8 protein-coding genes are annotated in these 23,217 nt (G+C 66.1%); 6 read left to right on the top strand and 2 right to left on the bottom strand.

Features of this window, described 5'->3' with window-relative positions; all coding sequences use genetic code 11:
* The first annotated feature begins 489 nt into the window (after positions 1-489).
* From pglW to ACGF3C_RS19890, 6 genes are read left to right on the top strand one after another with little or no spacing between them, the layout of a single operon-like run.
* Positions 490-4,707, top strand: coding sequence for a BREX system serine/threonine kinase PglW (pglW, locus tag ACGF3C_RS19865; RefSeq protein WP_393223901.1), 4,218 nt, complete (start codon positions 490-492; stop codon positions 4,705-4,707).
* Positions 4,708-4,709: 2 nt separating this feature from the next.
* Entirely contained in the window at positions 4,710-8,261 is a 3,552-nt protein-coding gene (pglX, locus tag ACGF3C_RS19870) for a BREX-2 system adenine-specific DNA-methyltransferase PglX (RefSeq protein WP_393223903.1), read from the top strand.
* Positions 8,262-8,292: 31 nt separating this feature from the next.
* The gene (locus ACGF3C_RS19875) at positions 8,293-12,039 is read left to right on the top strand and encodes a hypothetical protein (protein ID WP_393223906.1); all 3,747 of its coding nucleotides are present in this window, start codon (positions 8,293-8,295) and stop codon (positions 12,037-12,039) included.
* Positions 12,036-14,795 (top strand): BREX-2 system phosphatase PglZ, encoded by a 2,760-nt coding sequence (gene pglZ, locus ACGF3C_RS19880; RefSeq protein WP_393223909.1) that lies wholly within the window; start codon positions 12,036-12,038, stop codon positions 14,793-14,795. Before ACGF3C_RS19875 ends, pglZ begins: the two co-directional genes overlap by 4 nt.
* Complete coding sequence (gene brxD, locus ACGF3C_RS19885; protein ID WP_393223912.1) at positions 14,792-16,099, top strand: BREX system ATP-binding protein BrxD; 1,308 nt, start codon at positions 14,792-14,794, stop codon at positions 16,097-16,099. The genes pglZ and brxD overlap by 4 nt, the downstream gene beginning before the upstream one ends.
* Positions 16,096-18,216 carry a DEAD/DEAH box helicase gene (locus ACGF3C_RS19890; RefSeq protein WP_393223915.1) on the top strand — a complete coding sequence of 707 codons (2,121 nt, stop codon included), beginning with the start codon at positions 16,096-16,098 and terminating at the stop codon, positions 18,214-18,216. Before brxD ends, ACGF3C_RS19890 begins: the two co-directional genes overlap by 4 nt.
* An 888-nt stretch (positions 18,217-19,104) precedes the next feature.
* Here the strand turns inward: ACGF3C_RS19890 and fxsT are convergent.
* The gene (gene fxsT / locus ACGF3C_RS19895) at positions 19,105-22,050 is read right to left on the bottom strand and encodes an FxSxx-COOH system tetratricopeptide repeat protein (protein WP_393223918.1); all 2,946 of its coding nucleotides are present in this window, start codon (positions 22,048-22,050) and stop codon (positions 19,105-19,107) included.
* A complete protein-coding gene (locus ACGF3C_RS19900; protein ID WP_393223921.1) occupies positions 22,047-22,463 on the bottom strand; it encodes a hypothetical protein in 417 nt (138 codons plus the stop codon). The genes fxsT and ACGF3C_RS19900 overlap by 4 nt, the downstream gene beginning before the upstream one ends.
* Positions 22,464-23,217 lie beyond the last annotated feature (754 nt).

Consider the following 23,217-nt stretch of genomic DNA (forward strand, 5'->3'; position numbering starts at 1 on the left):
AGCGTCTAACCGGGCCTCTACGCCTCCTGTAACTCCGGGGAGGGACGACGTCGGTTACTAAAAGTCACCAGCACGGCACGCATGGCTAGATGTGGCCCGGCTCATGCGCTTTGTGGACGAATGTCTCACCTCACCAGGGCTGCCGCGCTGAGACGCTGGCACCAGAATCGGACTCGCCCCGCTCTGCGACCGACGCCCTCAAATCGCCCATACAACCGCCACTCGAATTCCGAGCACCCAGCTCCGCAGCCGAACAGGCTATACGTCTTTCGGGGAGCGGCTGGGGCCGGCCAGCACGGCCGTCAACACCCCATCCGTCTGTAAGCCTCTGACCAATCAGCCAACACGATTCCCGCGGATGTACATCTCCCTCGTAGGGCGGCAACTTGCGGAGCGGAGACGACGGCCACCCGCTACTGACCGGGTATGCTCCTGCGGCCCGGGGCAGTAGGTTCGGGGACGAACCAGGTGCGGTGCGGAGGGTGAACGGTGGCAGAGGCTGGGCAGGACCGCTGGATCGAGGTCTCGCCCTCGCAGTTTCCGCACGAAGCCGAAGGGTTGGCACTGGTCCGCGCGATCATGCCCGACGAGACGCCGTTTCGCGCCTGGTCGAACTTCGAGTTCCGCGATTCGCGGGGTCGATGGCACGAGGTCGACCTACTTTTACTCGGTCGCAAACAGCTACACCTCATCGAGCTCAAGTACTACTCTGGCACCCTCCGCGGCGATGATCAGCGTTGGGCTCGCGACGGTCGGCGCCCCGAAGATTCGCCGCTCAAGCTGACCCGGCGCAAAGCGCAGTTTTTCGCGAGCAAGCTGAAGGACGAGCTGCGTCTGTGGGCGCAGGAGCAGAACGTTCAGATTCCCGACGAGCGAGACGTCATCCCGTTCGTGCAGGAGGCGGTGTTCCTGCACCATCCCGATCTGCGCTGCGTCCTCAGTTCATCAAGCACTATCAACCTCTACGGCCTGGATGACCACAGCTCCCGAAGCAACCTGGCCGAAATATCTGAACTGGTGCTCGAACCCGCGGGGCGGCGGGCGATCGGCCCGAACCAGGAACACATCCTGGTTAAGCTGCTCGAACGCATCGGCCTGGTACAACGCCGGGAGCGTGAGGCGGGGTCCTGGGTCATTGAGGACCAGGCCATCGACTCCGACGAGGGCTGGCAGGATTGGCTCGCCTACCACCGGGTGGTCCAGCAGGACCGTGCCCGGATTCGGTTCCGAGTCCTACCACCGGCCGCCGGCCAGCAGGAGCGGGCGTCGGCCCGGCAGATCGCGGAGCATGAGTTCCGCATCATGTCCCGGTTGCAGCACGACGGGCTGCTGCGCCCTCGTGACTTGGTCGAATCCGAACTCGGCATCGGGCTCGTCTACCCCTATGACCAGCAGTGGCAGCGCCTCGACCTATGGCTGGCAGGCCAGGATCAGGGTGTGCCGCTGGCAACGCAGTTGTCGATGATTCGCCAGATCGGCGAGGCGCTGCAGTACGCCCACAACAACCGAGTCGTACACCGCGGGCTGATTCCGCCCGCGGTCTGGGTGCGTCCGGTTCCTGGCACCCAGAACGACGTCAAGGTGCGGGTCGGTGACTGGCAAGGCGCCGGCAGCGTCCAGAACGCCTCGGCCGGCAACTCTTCGCTCCACGGGGTGACCTCGCTGGTCAACGCCGCCCTCGCGAACCACGGACCGGGAGCAGCCGAGGTGTTCAGCGCCCCTGAAGGGGCGTGGAGCGCAGACGCCGACCGTATCCGGCTCGATGTTTTCGGTCTGGGGACACTCGCCTTCTACCTGATCACCGGGAAGGCGCCGGCACCCACCCGTAGCGCTCTCAAGCAACGACTGCGTGACCAGCACGGCCTTGACCTGGCGATCGAGCTGCCTCAGGTCCCGTCGACGTTGCGATCGCTCGTCCTCAAAGCAACTGATCCGGCGCCCAGCCGGCGGACGGCCGACGTCGCGACTTTTCTGTCGCAGCTCGCCGCGGCCGAGCGCGACTCCGCGACCTCAAGCGAGGAGACCGATCCGCTCGAGGCGACACCCGGTACGGTCCTTGATGGACGATTCCGGCTGATCCGGCGCCTCGGGCAGGGCTCGACTGCTGTGGGTCTGCTCGTGCAGGATCTGCACATCGACGGAAACGGCGAGTGTGTCCTGAAAGTGGCCCTCGACGACACCGCCGCGACCCGGCTCGACGATGAGGCGGAGGTGCTGCGTCGCCTCGACGCCCCCCGCATCGTGAAAGTTCTCGAAGGACCGATCGTCGTCGGTGGCCGGCGTGCCCTTCTACTCGAAAGTGCCGGTCCGGAGACCCTCACGACCGCGTTGCGGGCGCGTACCCGCCTGTCGATCGACCTACTTGAACGATACGGAACGGACCTGCTCGACAGCCTCGTCACGCTGGACAAGGCCGGGATCGACCACCGAGATATCAAACCTTCCAACCTGGGTGTACGGGAAAGCCGCAGCGACCGCACCAAGCATCTGATCCTCTTCGACTTCTCACTGACCCGGGCCGCGGCCTCCGCTCTCCAGGCCGGCACCCCGCCGTACCTCGACCCGTTCCTCACCGGCAAGCGGGACCGGTACGACTCGGCCGCGGAACGATATGCCGCGGCCGTGGTTCTCTTCGAGATGGCGACCGGCAGCACGCCCATGTACGGGGACGGCGAAGGCGACCCGGGGAGCATCCAGGACGAGGCGACCATCAAACCGGAGATGTTCGACACCACGCTGGCTGGCGACCTGGTCGACTTCTTCCGCAAGGCCCTGGCCAGCGATGCCAGCGCCCGGCACCACACCGCGGAAGGGATGCGGGCTGCGTGGCTGACGATATTCGCGCAGGACGCCACGACCGAGCCGGACGAGTCCTACGACGAACTGGCAGCTCAAGCCACACTGACCACGCCGCTGCGTGACTCCGGGCTGACGGCTCGCGCCTTGTCGGCGCTGGAACCCTACGGCGTCCAGACGGTTGGCGAGCTACTGACCGTCGACCCCGTGCAGCTGTCCCGCCTACAGGGCGTCGCGAACGCAACTCGTTTGCAGATCACCTCGCGTATCAAGGAGTGGCGCGCTCGGCTCGGGGCTGAGATCCGCACGACCGAACGTAGCGGTCCGGAGCTGACTCCCACAGACGCCGCAAATCTGCTGCTCAGCGTTGTCGCCACACCTCGCTCGCCGTCGCGTGGCGGAATCGTCCGCTTGATCTTGGGTTTCGACACGGCGCTCGATGCCTTTGCGACGCACGCTCAGCTTGGAGCGAACCTCGACGAGCCGGTACAACAGTCGCGCATAACGACGCTACTCGGAACCCTGCAAGAGCGGTGGGCCGGAGACCGTGATGCGCGGGCGCTCCTCGACCGCTTGGCTGAAGCCGTCTCGGTTCGCCTCACCGAACTCGGCTCGGTCGCGACGGTCGCCGAGTTGACTCGTACGGTGGTCGAGAAGCTCCGGCCCGAAACGCATCCGGACGAGCGGCTGGCTCGTGGCCTGCTCCGCTTCGCGTTGGAACGTCGCAAGGCGATGAACAAGGCCGACGGCTCGCAGCCGCCCGTCTGGGTACGTCGGCGCGGGGGAGTGGTCACGCTGCTGGCCGAGGATCAGGCGCTGTGCGATGTCGCCGAGTCACTCGCGGCGGAGGCGGACCGCCTGGTCAACGCAACCGGTAGCGCCGCGAACGCGGTCATTCCAGCCCAGCGCGCGCAAGCCCGCCTCGAAGCGGCCGTCCCCACCGAGAGCGGATGGCCGCCGGCCCTCGCCGACCCGCTACGCCGGGTGACTCTGGCCGCCGCAGCATCGACCCACGCGGCGGCTTCGGGCGCCGGCGATCTGCACCACCGCGAGTTCACCGCGGTCGCGGCCCTGGCCCAGACATTCGCGGACTTCGGCGGACAGCAGCTCACCCCAGACGAGATCCGCGAACGAGTACGGGTCCGGTTCCCCGCAGCGCCGGAACTGCCGCGGAGGCCAGCGCTCGACAGCCTGATCGCAGACGCCGGGCTGGGCTTGACGTTCGACGATCGGCTGCGGGTCTACCGGGCCCTCCACACTGGTGCCGCGACAACCGGGCTGGATTCCCGGTCGGCGACCAGTCTCGCGACGACCACCTCCCCGGTAGGCACCACGGGCGCGCTGGGTGCCAGGCTGGAAACCTCGATCGGCAGCCGCTCGTTCCTCGCGCTCGGCACTCGTGCCGATCGTCTTAGTCGGCTGATCGATGCCGCCCACGCCCGGTACGGGGCGACGACGGTCGACCTGACCGGCGTGTTGCTGGACGCGCTGCGTTCGGTGTCCACGGCTGCCAACATGCCTTGGGATCTGGTGCGCGCCGCCGACGCCGAACGGGAGTCGAGTCGTCCCCGCCGAGGTTTGGAAGAGCTGGTCCGCCGAGCCTGGCCCGAGGTCGAGGCCGCCGTCGAGCGGGCGCTCAAAGCGGGAGGTGAGGACTCGCCCGTGCTGCTCACGGATGCCTCGCCGCTCGCCCGCTACGACAACATGGCGCTGCTCACCCGCTGGACCGACCTGGCCGCCCCGCGCCGCCGGGCGGTCTGGCTACTCGTGCCACAACTCAACGGCAACCACGGTCCTGTGGTCGACGGCCGGCCGGTCCCGCTTGCCGCACCCAACCAGTTCGTCAACCTCGACAACGAGTGGATCGACAGCACAGCTGCCCTGAGTGCAGCCAGCCAGAAGGAGCAGTAGCAATGGCGGTCTCAACGGGGTTGACGGCAGCGCTCAAGAAGGTAGTCCTCGATCTGGAGGACGACCTTCGCGATCGTGTCGCCTCGCAGCCGGACGTGCTGGCAACGTGGAAGCAGGAGCACAAGGCCGCGGAAAGCCGCGAACGGACGGCCATGTCGTGGCAGGAATGGCGCGACGACCGGGTGACGCAGGCCGCGGTCGCGTGGGTGCTGACCACGGTCTTTGTACGATTCTGCGAGGACAACTGCCTGCTCAAGCCGGTCTGGATCGCCGGCCCCGCCGGCCGCCGGCAGGAGGCACTGGACGCGGAACTCGCCTACTTCCGCGCCCATCCGGAAGACACGGACCGCGAGTGGGTGCTCCAGTCGGTCGAATACTTGCGGAGCACGAAGGCGACCCAGGACCTGGTCGAGTCGCATTCGCCGCTGTGGACTGTCTCTCCGTCGGGTCAGGCCGCGAAGCGGCTCATCGCCTTTTGGCGCGAACGCACCCCAGATGGCGATCTCGTCTGGGACCTCGCCGATCCCGATCTGTCGACTCGATTCCTCGGCGATCTCTATCAAGACCTCTCCGACTACGCCAAGAAGACGTTCGCGCTGCTCCAGACGCCGGAGTTTGTCGAGGAGTTCATCCTCGACCAGACGATGGAGCCAGCGCTCGCCGAGCGACCGCTCGAAGGTTTCAAGCTCATCGACCCCACCTGCGGGTCTGGTCACTTCCTGCTCGGCGCCTTCGCCCGGCTCAACGATCGCTGGGCGGCGGCCGCGCCGGGACTAGAGGTGCAGGCGCGGGTACAGGCGGCCCTCCACGCCCTCCACGGCGTTGACCTCAATCCCTTCGCCGTCGGAATCGCGCGTTTCAGACTCATGGTCGCAGCGCTCCAAGCAGCCGACCTGACATCCTTGGAAGTAGCACCCGCTTTCGAGTTCCACCTCGCGGCCGGTGACTCGTTGCTGCATGGGCGACCGCAGCTGGCTCTGGACCTTCCTGGTATGGAGGACTACGACTCAGGGCTGAGTGGGTTTGCGTACGCGACGGAGGACCTTGCAGTCCTCCGGTCAATCCTCGACCCAGGCAAGTACGATGTCGTGGTTGGAAATCCCCCGTACGTCACGGTTAAGGACAAGAAACTCAGCGCGGCGTATCGCGAGCGGTACCCGACTTGCAAAGGAACGTACGCGCTGACAATCCCTTTCATGGAGCGGTTTTTCCAACTGGCCAAGAAAGCCGCCGGTGACCACCCGGCAGGTTGGGTCGGTCAGATCACGTCGAACTCTTTCATGAAACGCGAATTCGGATCCCGCCTGATCGAGGAATTCTTTACCAAACAGGACCTTAAGCTCGTAGTCGACACATCAGGCGCCTTTATTCCGGGTCACGGAACCCCAACCGTCATTCTGGTAGGGCGTCCTCAGTCGGCAATTGAGGACGTGGTCAAAGTCGTGCTTGGCATCCGTGGGGAGCCAGGGCAGCCAGCTAATCCTGCCCAAGGCTTGGTCTGGAGAGCCATTGTGGACAACGTCGCTAAAGACGAGTGCGGCGACAACACCTACGTCACCGTCACTCGGCTCCCGCGTAAGGCACTCTCTACCCATCCATGGAGCCTCAGCGGCGGCGGCGCGTCTGCACTACTGGCGGAAATAAACAGGGCGTCGGTGAAGGTGGGAGATAAGGTTCGCCTTATCGGGCGGACTTGCCATACAGGATCAGACGATGCTTACTTCGCCCCCGTCGGCACTTGGTCTCGGTACGGCGTATCAGGCAAAAATATAAAGCCACTAGAGACTGGCGATGCCGTACGAGACTGGTCATTGGCGCAGGAAGTCGAGACCCTATTTCCGTATGCCTCCGACCTGAAAGCTGACCTGTCGGACACTGCTTTGCTGAAGCTTCTTTGGAATCATCGAACCGGACTGGCGGAGCGCCGGGAGCCAGGAGGGAATCACGCCGATATCGGCTTGACATGGTACGAATTTAGTCGCTGGCACCCGGAACGCTTCGTAATCCCTCTTGGCATCGCTATGGCTTTTGTGGCGACACACAACCATTTTGTGTTGGATCGAGGCGGGAAAGTCTTCAAACAAACCGCGCCAGTGGTTAAGTTGCCTGAGGGGGCAACGGAGGGTGATCACCTCGCGCTGCTTGGAGTGTTAAATTCCTCAACTGCCTGCTTCTGGCTCAAGCAGAATAGCCAAAGTAAGGGCAATGGCGGGATCGGCGGAGGAATTGGCGATGAGAGCTGGGAGCCGCGTTATGAGTTTACGGGAACGACGCTAAAGGACTTGCCGTTGCCGGCGAAGTTGCCGGTCGACCGCGCTACTGCAATTGAACACATTTCGTTGAATGCTGTGAGTTGCTTTGAAGTCGCAACGTCTTCGCGGGCTAGTGCTCCGACATCATCTCTGCTCGAGAATTTGCGTGCAGACTGCGATGCTAAGCATCACAGGATGATTGCTGAACAAGAGGAACTCGACTGGGAAGTTTATCGCCTGTATGGGTTGATCGAGGAGGATCTCACTGTTGCTTCGGCGTCGCTACCTGCCCTGCAGTTGGGTGAGCGGGCGTTCGAGATAGCGCTTGCGCGCACGGTTGCGGCAGGTGAGGAGACGACGCAGTGGTTTGTACGTCACGGTTCGACTCCAGTTACGGAAATTCCTGCGTCTTGGCCGCAGGCGTATCAAGCGGTGGTGCAACGGCGGCTTGACCAGATTGAGTCAAACAGGTTCATCAACTTGCTAGAACGCCCTGAATACAAGCGGCGGTGGGTCGCCGAGCCGTGGGAAAAGCGCGTCGAAAAGGCGCTGAGGGCGTGGCTGCTCGACCGTTTGGAGGCCCGCTCGCACTGGTTCGATGGGCAGGGGCGGCCAATCGCCCGGTCGATCAATCAGCTCGCCGACCTCGTGGCGCGCGACTCCGACCTTGTCTCCGTGCTACAGCTCTGGGACGGCCGCAAGGACCGGTCGGTTTCCCAACAGCTCTCCGAGCTGCTGGGCACTGAGAGCGTGCCCTTCCTGGCCGCGTACCGGCTCAAGGATTCCGGGCTGCGTAAGCGTGAAGCTTGGGAGCAGACCTGGGACCTGCAACGTCGCGAGGACAAGGGTGAGGAGGTCGGCGAGATTCCGGTGCCGCCGAAATACGCGATCTCGGACTTTCGCAAGCAGTCGTGGTGGCAACACCGGGGCAAACTCGACGTGCCCAAGGAACGGTTCATCCTCTACCCGGACGCGGGCCGTGAGACCGACCCCACCCCGTTGCTCGGTTGGGCCGGCTGGGACCACGCTCAGCGGGCCCTGGCCCTGAACGTGGTCATCACCGAGAGGGAGGCCGAAGGCTGGCCCGACGATAAGCTTGTCCCCCTGGTCGCCGGCCTCGCAGAACTCCAGCCTTGGGTGCGACAGTGGCACGACGCGACCGACCCCACCTACCAGCTCAACCTGGCCGACTACCTGGAAGAGCAGCTTCGCGGTCGCGCTCACCAAGTGGGCATGACCGTTGAGCAGCTTGGCACCTGGAAGCCAGCAGCCACTGGCCGCGGACGGCGGCCGAAAGCGTGACAGCCATGTCGATGCAGTTTGAGGAGAAGGCGTGAACACCCCGCTCCGCGACGTCATCACCATTCCCGAGCGCGCGGGCGCGGAGGACTACGTCCTGCGCCTGACCGACTCGGTGGGGCACAGCGCGGTCCAGCGCACGCTCGACGAATACGTCGTCACTGATGCCCTGGTCGAGGCCTTCGATGCGGCGATGGGCCTGGTGGCCGAGGGCATCACCTCAGGTACGAGCCGTGGTTCGTTCCTTACCGGCTCGTTCGGTTCGGGTAAGTCGCACTTCATGGCCGTGCTACATGCCCTGTTACAGCATGAGCCCGCCGCCCGCGCCAAGGCTGAGCTTCAGCCCGTAGTGGCGCGCCACGATCCCGTTCTGGCCGACCGGAAGATCCTGCCGCTCGCCTTCCATCTGCTCGGCGCGCGAACGATGGAGGAAGCGCTCTTCCAGGGGTACATCCGCCAGATCGCCGAACGTCATCCCGGTGCGCCACTGCCCGCCGTACACAAGTCTGACGCTCTTCTCGAAGATGCCGAGCGTTACCGAGCCCAGCTCGGTGACCAGCAGTTCTTCAACGGCCTTAACGGCGCGGCAAACGGCGAGGGCGGCGGCGCGGCGGACCCCTGGGCCGCCGTGCTAGGCAAGGGGCAGTGGGATGCGGTTCGTTACGCCGAGGCGCGTGCGGCTTCGGCGGCGAGTCCCAGTCGACAGAAGCTGGTGTCGGCCCTGGTCGACACGTACTTCCGTTCGTATACGCAGCAGGCGGAGTACGTCGACCTGGACACCGGACTTGCGGCAATCTCGGTGCACGCCAAGAGCCTCAACTACGACGCCGTGGTGTTGTTCCTCGACGAACTGGTCCTGTGGCTGGCGTTCTCGGTGCAGGACCGCGAGTTTTTCCGCCGGGAGTCACAGAAGCTCACCAAGCTGGTCGAGTCGTCCATCGGCGGGCGGCCCATCCCGCTCATCTCGTTCGTGGCCCGGCAGATGGACCTGCGGCGCTGGTTCGCCGACTCCGGCGCCAGCGGTGCAGAGCAGGACGCGCTGGATCGCGCCTTCCGCCACCAGGAGGGCCGGTTCGGAGTCATCCCGCTGGGCGACGACAACCTTCCGTACGTCGCGAATCGGCGTCTCCTACAGCCCCGGAACGCTGAGGCTGCCGCGGTCCTCGAGAGTGCTTTCGGGACAATCGACCGCCGCCCTGCCGTGTGGGATGTGCTTCTCGATGGCGTGAACACCGACGAGCGGCATCGCGGCTCCGACGAGAAGGCGTTCCGCCTCACCTATCCGTTCTCGCCGGCCCTGGTGTCCACGCTGCGTAGCCTGGCCAGCGTCATGCAGCGCGAGCGGACCGCGCTCAAGGTGATGCAGCAGATGCTCGTCGACCGGCGCGAGACCCTGACCATCGACCAGATCATTCCAGTCGGCGACTCCTTCGACCTCGTCGTTCAGGGGCAGACCGGGCAGGCGTTGGACGCTGAGGCGGCCGCGCTGTTCCGGTCAGCCAACAAGCTGTACACGGACAAGCTGCGACCGCTGCTGCTCGGTATCCACGGCATCGACGAGCGGACGCTGCGGGAGGAGCCGGAAAGGGTTCCGCCTGGCTTCCGCACCGATGACCGTCTGGCCAAGACTCTCCTGCTGTCGGCCGTCGCCCCGAGGGTGCCGGCCCTGATGGCGCTGACCGCAGCCCGGCTCGCGTCGCTCAACCACGGGTCGATCGTGTCGCCGCTGCCGGGCGGCGAGGCGGCTGTGGTGCTGTCCAAGGTGCGTACCTGGGCCCGGGACATCCCGGAGATTCACCTCGACGGCGACGACCGCAACCCGACGATTCGGGTACAGCTGTCCGACGTCGACTACGAGTCGATCGTGGAGCGGGCCAAGGCTGAGGACAACGAGGGCCGACGCCGTGAGTTGTTGAAGGACCTTGTCAGCGACAGTCTCGGCGTCACTCTGGCGTCACAAGACCTGCAGGGCGCATATCCGTACGACTTCGTCTGGCGTGGCTCGAAGCGCAAGGTCGATGTGCTCTTCGGCAACGTCCGCGACCGTAGCTGGCTGTCCGACGATCACTTCCGCGCTGCGCCGGACACCTGGCGGATCGTCATCGACCATCCGTTCGACGACCCAGGCCACTCCACGATCGAAGATCTGCAGCGGCTGGACGAGATGGTGGCGCGGGGCGTGCAGGAGCGCACCGTTGTGTGGCTGCCGCGGTTCCTGTCTGATGACAAAATCCGCGAGTTGCGGCGCCTGGTCATCCTCAACTGGCTGCTCGACGGCAGCATCGAACGCTGGCAAGGCCACGCAGACCACCTCAACGAGGCTGACCGTGCCTTGGCCCGGTCGATCCTGGAGTCGCAGCGCAACACGCTCCGGCGCAGTCTTGAGGACGCGGTTCAGCAGGCATACGGCGCCGCGTCACCGCGCCCGGGGGTCCTTCTCGAGGATGCGTCACACGAGCGGACGCTGTTCTCCTTCGAGCGGCGCTTCGCCCCGGCAAATCCGGTCGGCGCCACGCTCGGTCAGGCCTTCAACAACCTGCTCGACCAGGCGTTCAAGGCCCTCTACCCCGCGCATCCGCTGTTCGAGCCAGGTGATGTGGAGGTCAAAGTCCGCGACCTCAAAGCCCTTGCTCGGTACGTCGCACAGACCGCGGCGGACAGCGAGAAACGCGTCGAGCTTCAGGCCGATGCCGCTGTGGTACGACGGATCGCGGAGCCGCTCGGAGTCGGCAAGGCCACGGAGATGCACTACCTCTTCGGCGACGATCGGTTCACTCCGTGGGGTCAGGAGATCGAGCGAGCACTCGGCCGACGAGCGCAGGAACAGGGCAAGCCCGCCGACGGTCCGGTGACCGTCGCGGAGCTGCGACGCTGGATTCGGGACGTCTCGCCCGCCCATGGCCTGCGGGACGAAGTCGCCGACCTGGTTGTCATCGCATGGGCGGCGCTGCGGCAGCGGGCCTGGTTCCAACAAGAGATGGCGCTACCGGTTGCACCAGAGCCTGGCTCGCTCACCCCGGTGATGGAGCTGCGTACCCAGGAACTGCCGGCCGCCGGTGATTGGGAGACGGCGCGAACGGTGGCCGGCGCGATGCTCGGCATCACGGCCGGGGCATATCTCACTGCGCCCGCTGTGGCTGATTTCGTCGGGCAGGTCGCCGCCAAGGCAGCCGAACTGTCGAAGACAGCGCCCGGGTTGGTGGGAGCGATCGAGGCGGCGTACCGACGTCTGACGATTGCAGATGGCAGCCGGCTGAGGACCGCCAAAGCCTCTTCCGCGCTGATGCAGCAACTGCGTCACCTGGACGGCATCAAGCTCGTCCAGGTTCTGGCGAAGGCGGATCTCGGCGGAGCGACTCCAGTCGCCGCGGGTAAATCGCTGGCTTCGGCGGACGCTGTTGACAAGGCGCTCAATGCTTTTTCTTGGCACCGGCTCGACCCGCTTCGCAAAGCTATGGACGGCGAGGGAAGCCGGGCCGCGGATGCCGCTGCCGTCGTCAACGGCCTGTGTGCCGCTCTGGAGCAGGACGAGTTGCCGGTCCCGATCGGACGTGCGCTTGCCTCCTGCGAGGACGGGATTTTCAGGTGGTTGGCGGGAAGCACCGCGCCCCCGCCGGGTCCTGAGCCCAAGCCGAAGCTGCCGGTGGTGCCAGGCCTCAAGGCCGGGAGTTCCAGCCGGGCAGGCGGAGCGGAGAACACAGACATCATGGACCGGCTGCAAACCTTCTTGAACGACAACTCCGACGTCGCCGTCGAGGTGACATGGCGAGTGCTGCCGTGACCGTCGCCGTGGCCGCAACACGGGTGAGCGCATCGATGGTGCTTGCCATCGTTGACGAAGCCCGCGCCAAGAACTACGGCAGCGGCATCATCGGCATCCGTGGCGTCCCCGACCGAGCCATCACCGCCGACCTCCAACATCAAGGCCAGACCGTACGGGTTCGAGCGGCCGAGTCGGCACTGGCAGCCAGGGAGCTGCTCGGTGACCACCGAGACGGCGACTGGCTCGTCGTCGTCACCGACCGTGATGATGGCGACCTCGGCGCCGGCATCCTCGCCCACTTCATCTGGCAGCGCTTGCGCAGCCCTGACCCGTGGGAGGCAGTGCGGACTCGATTCGCTGCCACCGGGATCGACCCTGCCCTGACCAGCCGACCGGACAACCGAGAGCTGGCCACCGCGTTGGTCGCTGCAACCCCGCAGGCGGGCTGGCCTGCAGCCCCGGCCGGGGTGCTCACCCGCACCCACGCGCTCGGTGCCGTGGCTGCAACCCACCTCGGCTTCGATACGGACACCGCCGACGTCCTTGGCGTCCTCCGCTGGTCGATCGCTGCGCAGAGCGTCGCCTCACTCGGCGCCTTGCGACGAAGCGTCGGAGACCTGCTTGCCGACACCACACTTGACTGGATCGCCCAGCGGGCGGGCTCGGCGGCAGGCCCGATCCGTGCGCTGCTGTCTCGCGGCGAACTCGCCGACGTCGTACCGCTCGGGCTGGTCCTTCGGCTGCTGACCGATGAACGATATGACGCGCCGACAGCGCATCAGGCCCAACTTGCTCTGGTCCGGCTCGAACCGCGGTGGGGCGATCCCCGCCCTTCGCCGGTCGCGTTGGCCGCTCTCGGACAAGCAGCGGACACACTGTTGTCCGACCTGATTCACGATCGACGCGCCGACGACGATGTCGCGCGCTCCCTCGACCGGGCCGACGTGATCGTTACGCAGCTTCAAGCCGAGCCGCTGGCCCGCTACTCAGAACTCCTCGCCGGCGGATTACGAGCGCGATTTGTCGCGCTTGCCGACGCCCTGCGCCGGGCAATCGCTTCCCATGTCGACAACACAAACACCGTCGAGACCGCCTGGGCCGCAGTTCAGACGCACCGGCTCGAAGCGACAACGCCACTGCGCGCTCCCTTCGAGGCCGCGGTACGACTTGTCCGGTGGCTCGCGGAGGTTGATCTACCGCCCGGCGCTGCCTCGGATGCCGCTGCGCTCGGCGCTCTCGTGCGCCAGTACCTCGACAGCGCGGCGTGGGCTGACGCGGCGATCAACGACGCCTTCGGCGGCGTTGACGATCCGAGCTTGTCAAGCGCACTCCACGCCGTCGTCACGGTTGCGCAGAAGCGACGCCGCGCACAAGAACGTCGCTTCGCCCGGGCGCTCGCCTCAGCGCCGCTCTCTACCGGCCGCAGCGTGCCCGCTGACTCGGGAACCATTTGGTACCTGGAGCAGGTACTGCCCGGCAGCGTCATCCCGCTCGCCCGCAAGGCCCCCGTGCTGCTGCTCGTCCTCGACGGCATGAGCGCCGCCGTCGCGACGGAGATCCTGTCCGACGCGACTACACGCCTCGGCTGGATCGAGGCTGCCCTGCCAGGAGCCGGAAAACGCCGAAGGTCTGCGGCGCTCGCGGCGCTGCCGTCGGTCACCGAAGTGAGCCGAGCCTCTTTGCTCACCGGCCGGCTCACCCGCGGGCAGCAGTCCGAAGAACAGCACGGGTACGCGGAACTCACCGCCAAAGGTGGAAAGATCACTGCACGGCTCTTTCACAAAAAGGCAGTTGATACGACGGCAGCGGGCTGGTCGGTCAGCCCGGATGTCGGCGGCGCCATCGACGACATTGAGCTGGCGCTGGTGACCGTCGTCTTGAACACGATCGACGACGCACTCGACCGCAGCGACCCTGCAGGAACGGTTTGGACCGCTGACGCTGTCAAACATCTTGAGCCGTTGCTAGCGCGGGCCGCCGCCGCGGGGCGGACGGTGATCGTGACCTCGGACCACGGTCACATCGTCGAACGTCGCCAAGGCACACAACGGTCGTACCCGAACATTTCCAGCGCTCGTTCTCGCCCGGCGACCGCTCCCGTCCAGGACGATGAGATTGAAGTCAGCGGCCCTCGCGTCCTCACTGACAGCCAGCGAGCCGTCCTGGCCGTTGACGAGACCCTCAGGTACGGACCGCTGAAAGCCGGCTACCACGGGGGAGCGAGCGCAGCGGAGGTCGTCGTCCCGGTCGCTGTGCTCATACCTGATGATGCCCGCAACCGGGCCGGCCTGGAGTTGCTGCTGCCGCAGGAACCTGCCTGGTGGCTAACCGCCGCCCCCGCTCCGCGGCTGCCTGCCGAGCCGCCTGCCCAGAAGGCCGCGACCACCAAGAGCCGCGGAGTTCGACAGGACAGCCCGACCCTGTTCGACCTGGGCCCGCAGGCCACCGAGCAGCCGGCGGTGACACTCGGCCGCGCCGTCGTGACCAGCTCCGTCTACAAGGCGCAGCGGAGGATCACCGGCCGGCTCATCGTCACCGACGATCAGATCGCGAGCATCATCGACGCCCTGGTGGGGGCAGCTGCCAACCGGCTGGCACCCACCCTCGCAGCCCAAGCCCTAGGAGTGGCACAGACTCGGCTCCGGGGCGCGCTGACGCAGGTTCAGCAACTGCTCAACATCGAGGGGTACGCCGTTCTGGCCGCCGAGCCAGCCACCGGCACGGTCACGCTCGACGTCACACTCCTCACCGAGCAGTTCGAGGTGCCCGCGTGACGCCGGACGTCTCCCAGCGCCGCCGACGTGAGGTGATCGACGCGCTTCGCCGTGGGACCGTCCCGGAGAGTGGACTCGACCTGCTCGCTGTCGGCCTCGACCGATTTTCCGCCGCTCTTGACGGTGAACTCGACACGGTCAGGTCCGGTGGCGCCGTGTTCAAGGCGGTGCGGGGCGAATACGGCGCCGGCAAGACCTTCTTCACCCGACACCTGGCGGAGCGGGCTCTTCGCCGCGGCTTCGCTGCGGCCGAGGTGCAGATCTCCGAGACCCAGACGCCGTTGCACCGGCTGGAGACCGTGTACCGGCGCATCACCGAGTCCATGCGGACGGCGTCGATACCACCCAGCGCGTTCCGCGCTGTTCTTGACTCCTGGCTGTTCACGCTGGAAGCCGATGCGCTCGAGGCTGATCCCGCTGCGGAGGCGGACGTGGGCGCGGCGGTGGATCGGCTCCTCGAACAGCGGCTCGCCCAGGTCAGCAAGCACTCCCCGCTCTTCGCGCTGGCCTTGCGCGGTTACCGGGCGGCGTTGAGCTCGGGCGACACCGTCGTCGCCGATGGTCTGGCCGCATGGATGGCCGGACAGCCACAGGTCTCGGCGTCGGCGAAACGAGCCGCCGGAATCCGCGGCGAACTCGACCATTTCGGCGCCATGGCCTTCCTTCAGGGGCTACTGACCGTCCTGCGGGATGCCGGTCATCCGGGATTGGTCCTTGTTCTCGATGAGGTTGAGACGCTGCAACGGATCCGTGGCGACGTCCGGGACAAGGCACTCAACGCCCTGCGACAGCTGATCGACGAGGTCCACTCCGGCCGCTTCCCCGGGCTGCATCTCGTTATCACCGGCACGCCGGCGTTCTACGACGGGCAGCAGGGTGTGCAGCGGCTCGCCCCGCTGGCGCAACGGCTTGCCGTCGACTTCGCCACGGACCCGAGATTCGACAACCCCAGGGCCGTGCAGATCCGCCTGCCGGGCTTCACAATCGAGTCCCTGGTCGAGCTGGGCGCCCGCGTTCGGGACCTCTATGCCGACGGATCAACTGCTCCCGACCGGATACGAACTCTGGTCGATGACGCGTATCTTGACCAGCTGGCTCGTGCCGTTGCCGGTGGCCTGGGTGGGAAGGTCGGCATCGTGCCGCGCCTGTATCTGAAGAAGCTGGTGGGCGATGTCCTCGACCGGGTCGACCAGTTCCCGGACTTCGACCCCAGGCAGCACTACGCGCCGACCATGTCGGCAGCGGAGATGACCGACGTGGAACGCAACGCCGCAAGCGCCGACGACATCGCACTAGACGTGTGACCACCGCCGACCTGCTACATCCCGTGCTGCTGCACCACATCGTCAACTCCCTGCAATGGCAGGGTCTGCGACCCCTGCAGGAAGCCGCTGTGGAGCCGCTTCTGGCTGGCGAGGACACGCTCCTCCTCGCCCCGACCGCTGGGGGAAAAACCGAAGCGGCAGCGTTTCCGCTGTTGTCCCGGATGGCCGCCGAGGGCTGGTCCGGAACCTCAGTGCTCTACCTCTGCCCGCTCAAAGCCCTACTCAACAATCTGCTGCCGCGCTGGGAACGCTACGCCGACTGGCTGGGGCGGCGAGCGGCACTCTGGCATGGCGACGTCACCGCGTCGCGACGGCGGGCCATCCTGGCCGCCCGCCCGGACGTACTTCTCACCACACCGGAATCCCTGGAGTCGATGCTGGTCAGCCGCAACGTCGACCATCGGGCGTTCTTCGCCGGCCTGCGGACCGTGGTCGTCGACGAGGTGCACGCCTTTGCCGGCGACGACCGTGGCTGGCATCTCCTCGCTGTCCTGGAACGTCTGACCCACCTGATCGGCCGGCCCGTTCAGCGGATCGGGCTCTCGGCAACCGTGGGCAATCCGGATCGCCTGCTGACCTGGCTGCAGGGCTCCGGCGCGGGTGTTCGGGCGGGACGCGTCATCGCTCCTGACCTGCCGGTCGCCGCGACAGCGACCGCGGCAACACCTCCGCCCGGCGAAATCGAACTCGACTTCGTCGGATCCCTGCAAAATGCTGCCACCGTGCTCGCCGGGCTGCACTCCGGTGAGAAACGGCTGGTCTTCTGTGAATCCCGCCAGGCCGTAGAACAGCTCGGCAGCCTCCTGCGGGAGCGCGGCATCACCACCTTCCTGTCACATGCCTCGCTGTCCGCCGACGAAAGAAGACGCTCGGAAGAGGCGTTCGCCGAGGCGCGTGACTGCGTCATCGTTTCGACCAGCACACTCGAACTGGGAATCGACGTCGGCGACCTCGACCGCGTCATCCAGATCGACGCCCCCTCGACCGTGGCGTCCTTCCTGCAACGACTCGGGCGTACAGGTCGACGGCCCGGCAGCATCCGCAACTGCCTCTTTCTCACCCGCAGCGGCGACGCCCTACTGGAGGCAGCGGCCCTGCTGGTGCTTTGGGGCCGCGGGTGGGTCGAGCCAGTCGTCGCCCCGCCCGAGCCACGGCACATCGTCGCCCAGCAGATGCTCGCGCTCTGCCTGCAAGAACACCGAGTGGGAGATCAGAACTGGCCGCAGTGGTGGAACGGTCTCGACCCCTTCGGCCGCGGCGCCACCCCGATCATTCGCCATTTGATCGATCAGGGCTACCTCGACAGCGACAGCGACATGCTTTACATCGGTCTCGAAGCTGAGCGGCGCTTCGGGCACCGACACTTCATGGGCATGACAGCAGTATTCGTCGGAGCACCGGAGTTCACCGTCCTGGTGGGGCGCGACGAACTGGGCCGCGTCGACCCCGCGTTGCTCACGGAGGAGGTGCAGGGCGACCGTCGACTGCTACTCAACGGGCGAAGTTGGCGGGTCACCTACATCGACTGGCGGCGCCGGCGCTGCTTCGTCGAACCCGCCGAGAGCGGCGGAAAGGCTCGCTGGACGACCGGGGGCTGGGCAGGCCTCGGATTCGAGCTGAGCCGCGCCATGCGCGAGGTGCTTCTCGGCGCTGACCCCCCGGTGAAGCTCACACAGCGAGCAGCCAAGCGCCTCGCCCAAGAGCGGGAAGAGCGATCCGCGCTGGTGCATCCGGGTGGCAACGTCATCCTTCGTGATCGGCACGGCGATGACCTGCGGTGGTGGACCTGGGCCGGTTTCCGCGCGAACGCGACCTTGGCGGCCACGTTGACCGAGGTGGTCGACCCTGTCCAACGCTTCGATGACTGCCAGATCCGCCTGCGGTCGAATCTCACTCGGGACGAATGGCGGAAACTCATCGCCGACGCAGACCAGCGTCTGTGCTTGCCCGAGGTCAACAAGAAGGCTCTCGACGGCCTCAAGTTCAGCGAAGCGCTGCCGGAGCGGCTCGCGCTGGCGACGTTGGCGTCTCGCCTCGCCGACCTCGGTGGCGCAACCGCTGTCCTGCAGGAGCCGACGCGGTTCGTTCAGACGTAGCCGGGCAGGGTGTCAGTCTGCTGCGTGACGCGCTCTCCAGTCTCACCCTTGATGGGGACCTCCGACGCGACGCTCTGGCCCTCCAGCGTGCTGGCCCAAATTCGCTCGGAGGCAGCGCTGGGCAGGGCTCAGGGGATCTTTCTGGTTCGGTGGGACAGGTTGTTTCGCCGTGCGTGCAATGTTGACCCAGGCTGATCGCGAGGAAATATCCCATGGCTTGGCCGAAGGCCTGGAGTTCAGGGAGATCGGTGAGCTGATCGACCGGTTCCGTTGGTGGTGTCGCGGGAGTCCGCCGGCGTGGTGGCCAGCCCGCCGCAGCAAGCGCGCCGACACCTCGACAGCGCGCTCATGCCGCCATCGCCGACGCGTCGGGCTGCTTCGGGTACGGGTCGAGCGGCAGCGGAGTGTTCTTGTCGAGCTTGGCCCAGTCAGGGCGCAACTGTCGATTGATCTTGATCTGCTTCGGTCGCGCTTCGTACGGCCGAGCGGAGGATCATGGCGGCCGCAGGGCGGGCCGCGCCGACCCGGCCTGCTGGCGACCTGCGGCCGGCATCGGCCGGGTCAGCCGGCCGCACTGGCGGACTTCAAGACCTTGAAGACCTCGGGGCACCGGCCCGAGCCCCCACCGTCCTCAGAGATCGGCCGGGAGCGAATCATCTCGCCGGAAACCACAAGGGCTACCAGCCTCCTCGGACGGAGCCTGCCCTACCGGACGATCGAGGTTGGCCCCGTCCGAGGAGGGTCGACGGTCTACGAGTGTGCCCCAGGAGGAGATCCTTCCACTGGTCATGCAGCTAGGAAGTAGAGGCAGTCCCATACGGATCGTTTGCGCCAGCGAGTTGCGACGGCTGGAGGGCCGGATGGACGAGCAGGCTCGTTGCCGTTGCTTCAGGGCTGATCGGGGCCGAGGGCGGCTCTGCTGATGGACAGGGCCCGCTGCCGTAGGGCGATCGCTTCCGCAGGCCGGCCTAGAGCGTGCAGCGTGGCCGCGAGGTTGCCGAGCATCATGGCGATGGCGGGGTGTTCGGGGCCGAGGGCTGCTTCGCTGATGGACAGGGCCCGCTGCAGAAGGGGGACCGCTTCCGCAGGCCGGCCTAGAGCGTGCAGCGTGTACGCGTAGTTGTCGAGCATGGTGGCGATGGCGGGGTGATTGGGGCCGAGGGCGGCTTCGCTGATGGTCAGGGCCCGCTGCCGTAGGGGAACTGCTTTCGCGGGTCGGTCCAGAATGGTCAGCGTGTTCGCGAGGTTGTCTAGACGGACGGCGACGTTGGGGTGGGCAGGGCCGAGGGCGGCTTCGCTGATGGCCAAGGCTCGCTCTTGCATCGGGAGTGCATCTTCGGCACGGCCCAGGGCGTTGAGGGTGCCCGCGAGATGGTCCAGCACGACGGCGACGTAAGGGTGGTCCGGGCCGAAGGCAGCTTCGAGGATGGCCAAAGCCCGCTGCCGTAGCGGAAGCGCATCCGCAGGTCGGCCCAAGGCGTCCAGCGTGGCCGCAAGGTTATCCAGCACCATTGCGACGTTAGGGTGGTCCGGGCCGAAGGCAGCTTCGAGGATGGCCAATGCCCGCTGCCGTAGCGGAAGCGATTCCGTAGCCCGGTCCAGGTGAGTGAGCGTGGTAGCGAGGTTGTCGAGCACAGTCGCGACGGTAGGGTGGCCCGGCCCGTGGATGGCTTCGCTGACGCTTAGGGCCCGCTGTTGCAGGGGGAGTGCTTCCGCAGGCCGGCCCAATGCGTAAAGGGTGGCCGCGAGGTTGTCCAGCACGATGGCGACGTCGGGGTGATCGTGGCCGAAGGTGGCTTCGATGATGGCTAGAGCCCGCTGCCGTAGGGGGAGTGTCTCCACAGAACGGCCCAAGGCATCGAGTGTGTACGTGAGGTTGTTCAGTCGCTTCGCGACCTCAGGGTGGTCGGGGCCGAGGCTAGCTTCGCTGATGGCGAGGGCCCGCTGCCGTAGGGGGAGTGCTTCCGCAGGCTTGCCCAAAGCGTTGAGGGTGGCCGCGAGGTTGTCCAGCACGATGGCGACGTCGGGGTGATCGTGGCTGAAGGTGGCTTCGATGATGGCCAGAGCCCGCTGTTGCAGGGGGAGTGCTTCCGTAGGCTTGCCCAAAGCGTTGAGGGTGGCCGCGAGGTTGTCCAGCCGAAACGCGACGGTGTGGTGGTTGGGACCGAGGTCAACTTCGCCGAGGGCCAAGGCCCGCTTCCGTAGGCCGAGTGCCTCCGCGGGCCTTCCCAGAGCGTTGAGGGTGCCTGCGAGGTTATCCAGCACCATGGCTACGTCCGGATGATCGTGGCCGAAGGCCGCTTCGATGATGGCCAGGGCACGCTTTTGTAGGGAGAAGGCCTCAGTGGCCCGACCCAGGTCGGTGAGTGTGCTCGCGAGATTGTTCAGATTGGCAGCGACGATGGGGTGTTCGGGGCCGAAGATCGCTTCGCTGATGGCGAGGGCTCGCTGCTCTTGGGGAAGGGCAATGTTGTGCTGGCCCTGCGTCGAAGAAAAAGCCGCTGATGAGGCCAGAAGCGTAACAATCTCCTCGGTAGCCTCGTCGTCTTTGATCGTGCGGGTGAGGGAATCAATGTGCGGAACGAGTGCCCGCCATGCAGGCCAGGCCGCAACATCCTGTTTGATGCGGGCGCCAGGCAGGGCCTCAATGAGTAGGGCTGAAGCGGCAGCTGCGGGGTACGGCAGGGAACCGGCGGCCGGTCGTGAAGCCCGTTCTCGCAGGACCGCCTGCACGAGCCGGTGGACAGACGCGGTCTCATCCGTGAGAGTGATCATGTTGTAGGAGGCCAGCACACCCAATGCCTTGTTGACCTGATCGGACATCGCCGGGTCGGAGACGAGATAACGACGTGGGACGGCCGGCGCGAGATACGACATGATCGCCAGCAAGAATGCCGCCCATCGATCACGCTGATTGATCGCATCCAGGGTCACATCCCATATCCGGGCGATAGTCCGGGCCGCGTCACCTCCCTCGTCAACACCTTCGAAAGCCTCAGCCGGCTTTTCCCGCCACAACCTCAGGTACTCCCGGACGCTACGGTGCTCTTGAGCGATGAAGGCGCCCGCCTGCTCCAATGCCAGCGGCAGATACCCCAGCTCGCCAGCCAGCTCACACATCGCCTCCAGCTCATTGGCATGTCCCGTGTCGATTGTGAGCTCGGCCAGCAGCGCAACTGCGGCATCCGCACTGAGCACGGCTATCTGTAGCGGGCGAGCCGTTCCCCGCCAGTTGATGTTCCGGCGCGTGGTGATGACGATTTTGCCGTAGCGACCCACCTTGCCCATCACGGCAGCGACAGTGGCACGCTCCTCGACATTGTCGAAGATGAGTAGCCATCCAGAGTGGCACTGCAACCACTGGATTGCCCACCCAGCAGCATCCGACGTAGTCACGCCCAACAACCCGTGTGCGGGTTCTAGGCGCCGGGCCAACTCTGCCAGTGACGCGTCTAGCCGTTCGCCGTCCTCCGCCTGCACCCACCAGACCAGCTGGTACCGATCGGCGTACCGGTCGGCGTACTGCAACGCCAACTCGCTCTTGCCCACCCCACCCAGTCCATGCAGAACCTGAGCCACCACACCCGCGCCCCGCTCAAGCTCCTCGGCCAGACCATCGAGCGCGGCCTCCCGTCCCACGAACGGATCAACCGGCACACGAGGGAGGAAGACCAGTCGCGTCGGTGCTGGCACTTGATCGGGCGTCCGCACTGCGCCGGGCGACACCTGGACGATCCGATTGTTGTCCCCGGTGAGGACTGATCCGCTGTTTGAGCCGATCGCCGCAGCGCGAGTTCCGCTCGCGACCGGAACCGGCTGCACAGAGCTGGTCACCGTTGAATCATGGCGTGATCGCCCGTGCTCGCGACCCCGGAGTTGTGTCCGATCGCGATCGACCGGTCACCGGACGCCTCGATCTGGGTCGCCCCGTCGGGGAGCATCCCCACTACCTCTTCGGCCAACTGCGGATCAGCTGTCAGAGCCTTCCTGATCTGCAGCCGCAGCGCTGCCTCGGCATCCTGCTCACCGTCAGCCACGTCCACCAGCGCCCCCTCGATAAGAGGCCGCGACTCCTCACGTCGCAGAATACGGTCCAGCAGTCGGCGCCCTAAACCCACCGTCGCATCCGACGCCTGATCGATCACCGAGTCGCGAATCTTGGCCACCGTCTCCTTGCCGTAGGCCGCCACCACCGCTGTCACGTATGGCATCACCGCCTCAGCGGTCTGCGCCACATCCACACTCATACCTCAATATCTACACCCGAAGGGCAAACCAGGAGCGTAAGCGCCTCGCCGTGTCAACTTGAGGTCGTCACGGCGCTGCCGCGTAGGGCTTGATGATCACGCCTTGAACAGGTAGTGCCAGCTTGGGGGTCACCCTGAACATTCGGCCACGAATCGGTAGAGGCCAGCCGCCCGGCGAGATGAGCAACTTCGCAGATGGGCAGCCGATGCCGAACAGGCTCGACAGCGACGCGAAGCCGAGGAGGAGCAGCGGCAGGCACAGCAACGCGTCGCTGGCTGACGGGAAGGCATACTGGCAGGTTCGTCTATCGCGGGGTCGGTCCGGACTCCCTCGACAAGCTGACCGGCAAGCTGATCGAGCTGACCACGTCTGGGTCGAAGCAGAGGAGCGTCGACAAGAGTGGCGACTATGAGACGTGCGACTACGCCTTGTACAAACTGGAAGAAGTAGCGGACGCGAGCGGTAAGGGCAGCTGGCCATCGGGGCACTCGCGTACGTCGTCAAGCTCAGCGGCGCCGACGTGGGGAAGGTTGCTCCCGTGGCGATACCCACCATCGGCGCCATCGGCAGCGCGGCGATCGGCGGCATCGTGGTGGTGCTGCGGAGGCGGCCTACCAGGCAGCGCAGCTACAGAGGTTGAAAGGCTGACGTCCGTCGGCGTGTCTACGTGATCTGGGTCGATGGGTTCGGTAAGCCGGAGGTATGAGGTATCCGGCTGGTGGTGGTATGAACGCGGCGGCCCGGGCCCGGCGT

The sequence above is a fragment of the Micromonospora sp. NPDC047762 genome (assembly GCF_043204655.1).
In the GTDB taxonomy this organism is placed as follows: Bacteria; Actinomycetota; Actinomycetes; order Mycobacteriales; family Micromonosporaceae; genus Micromonospora.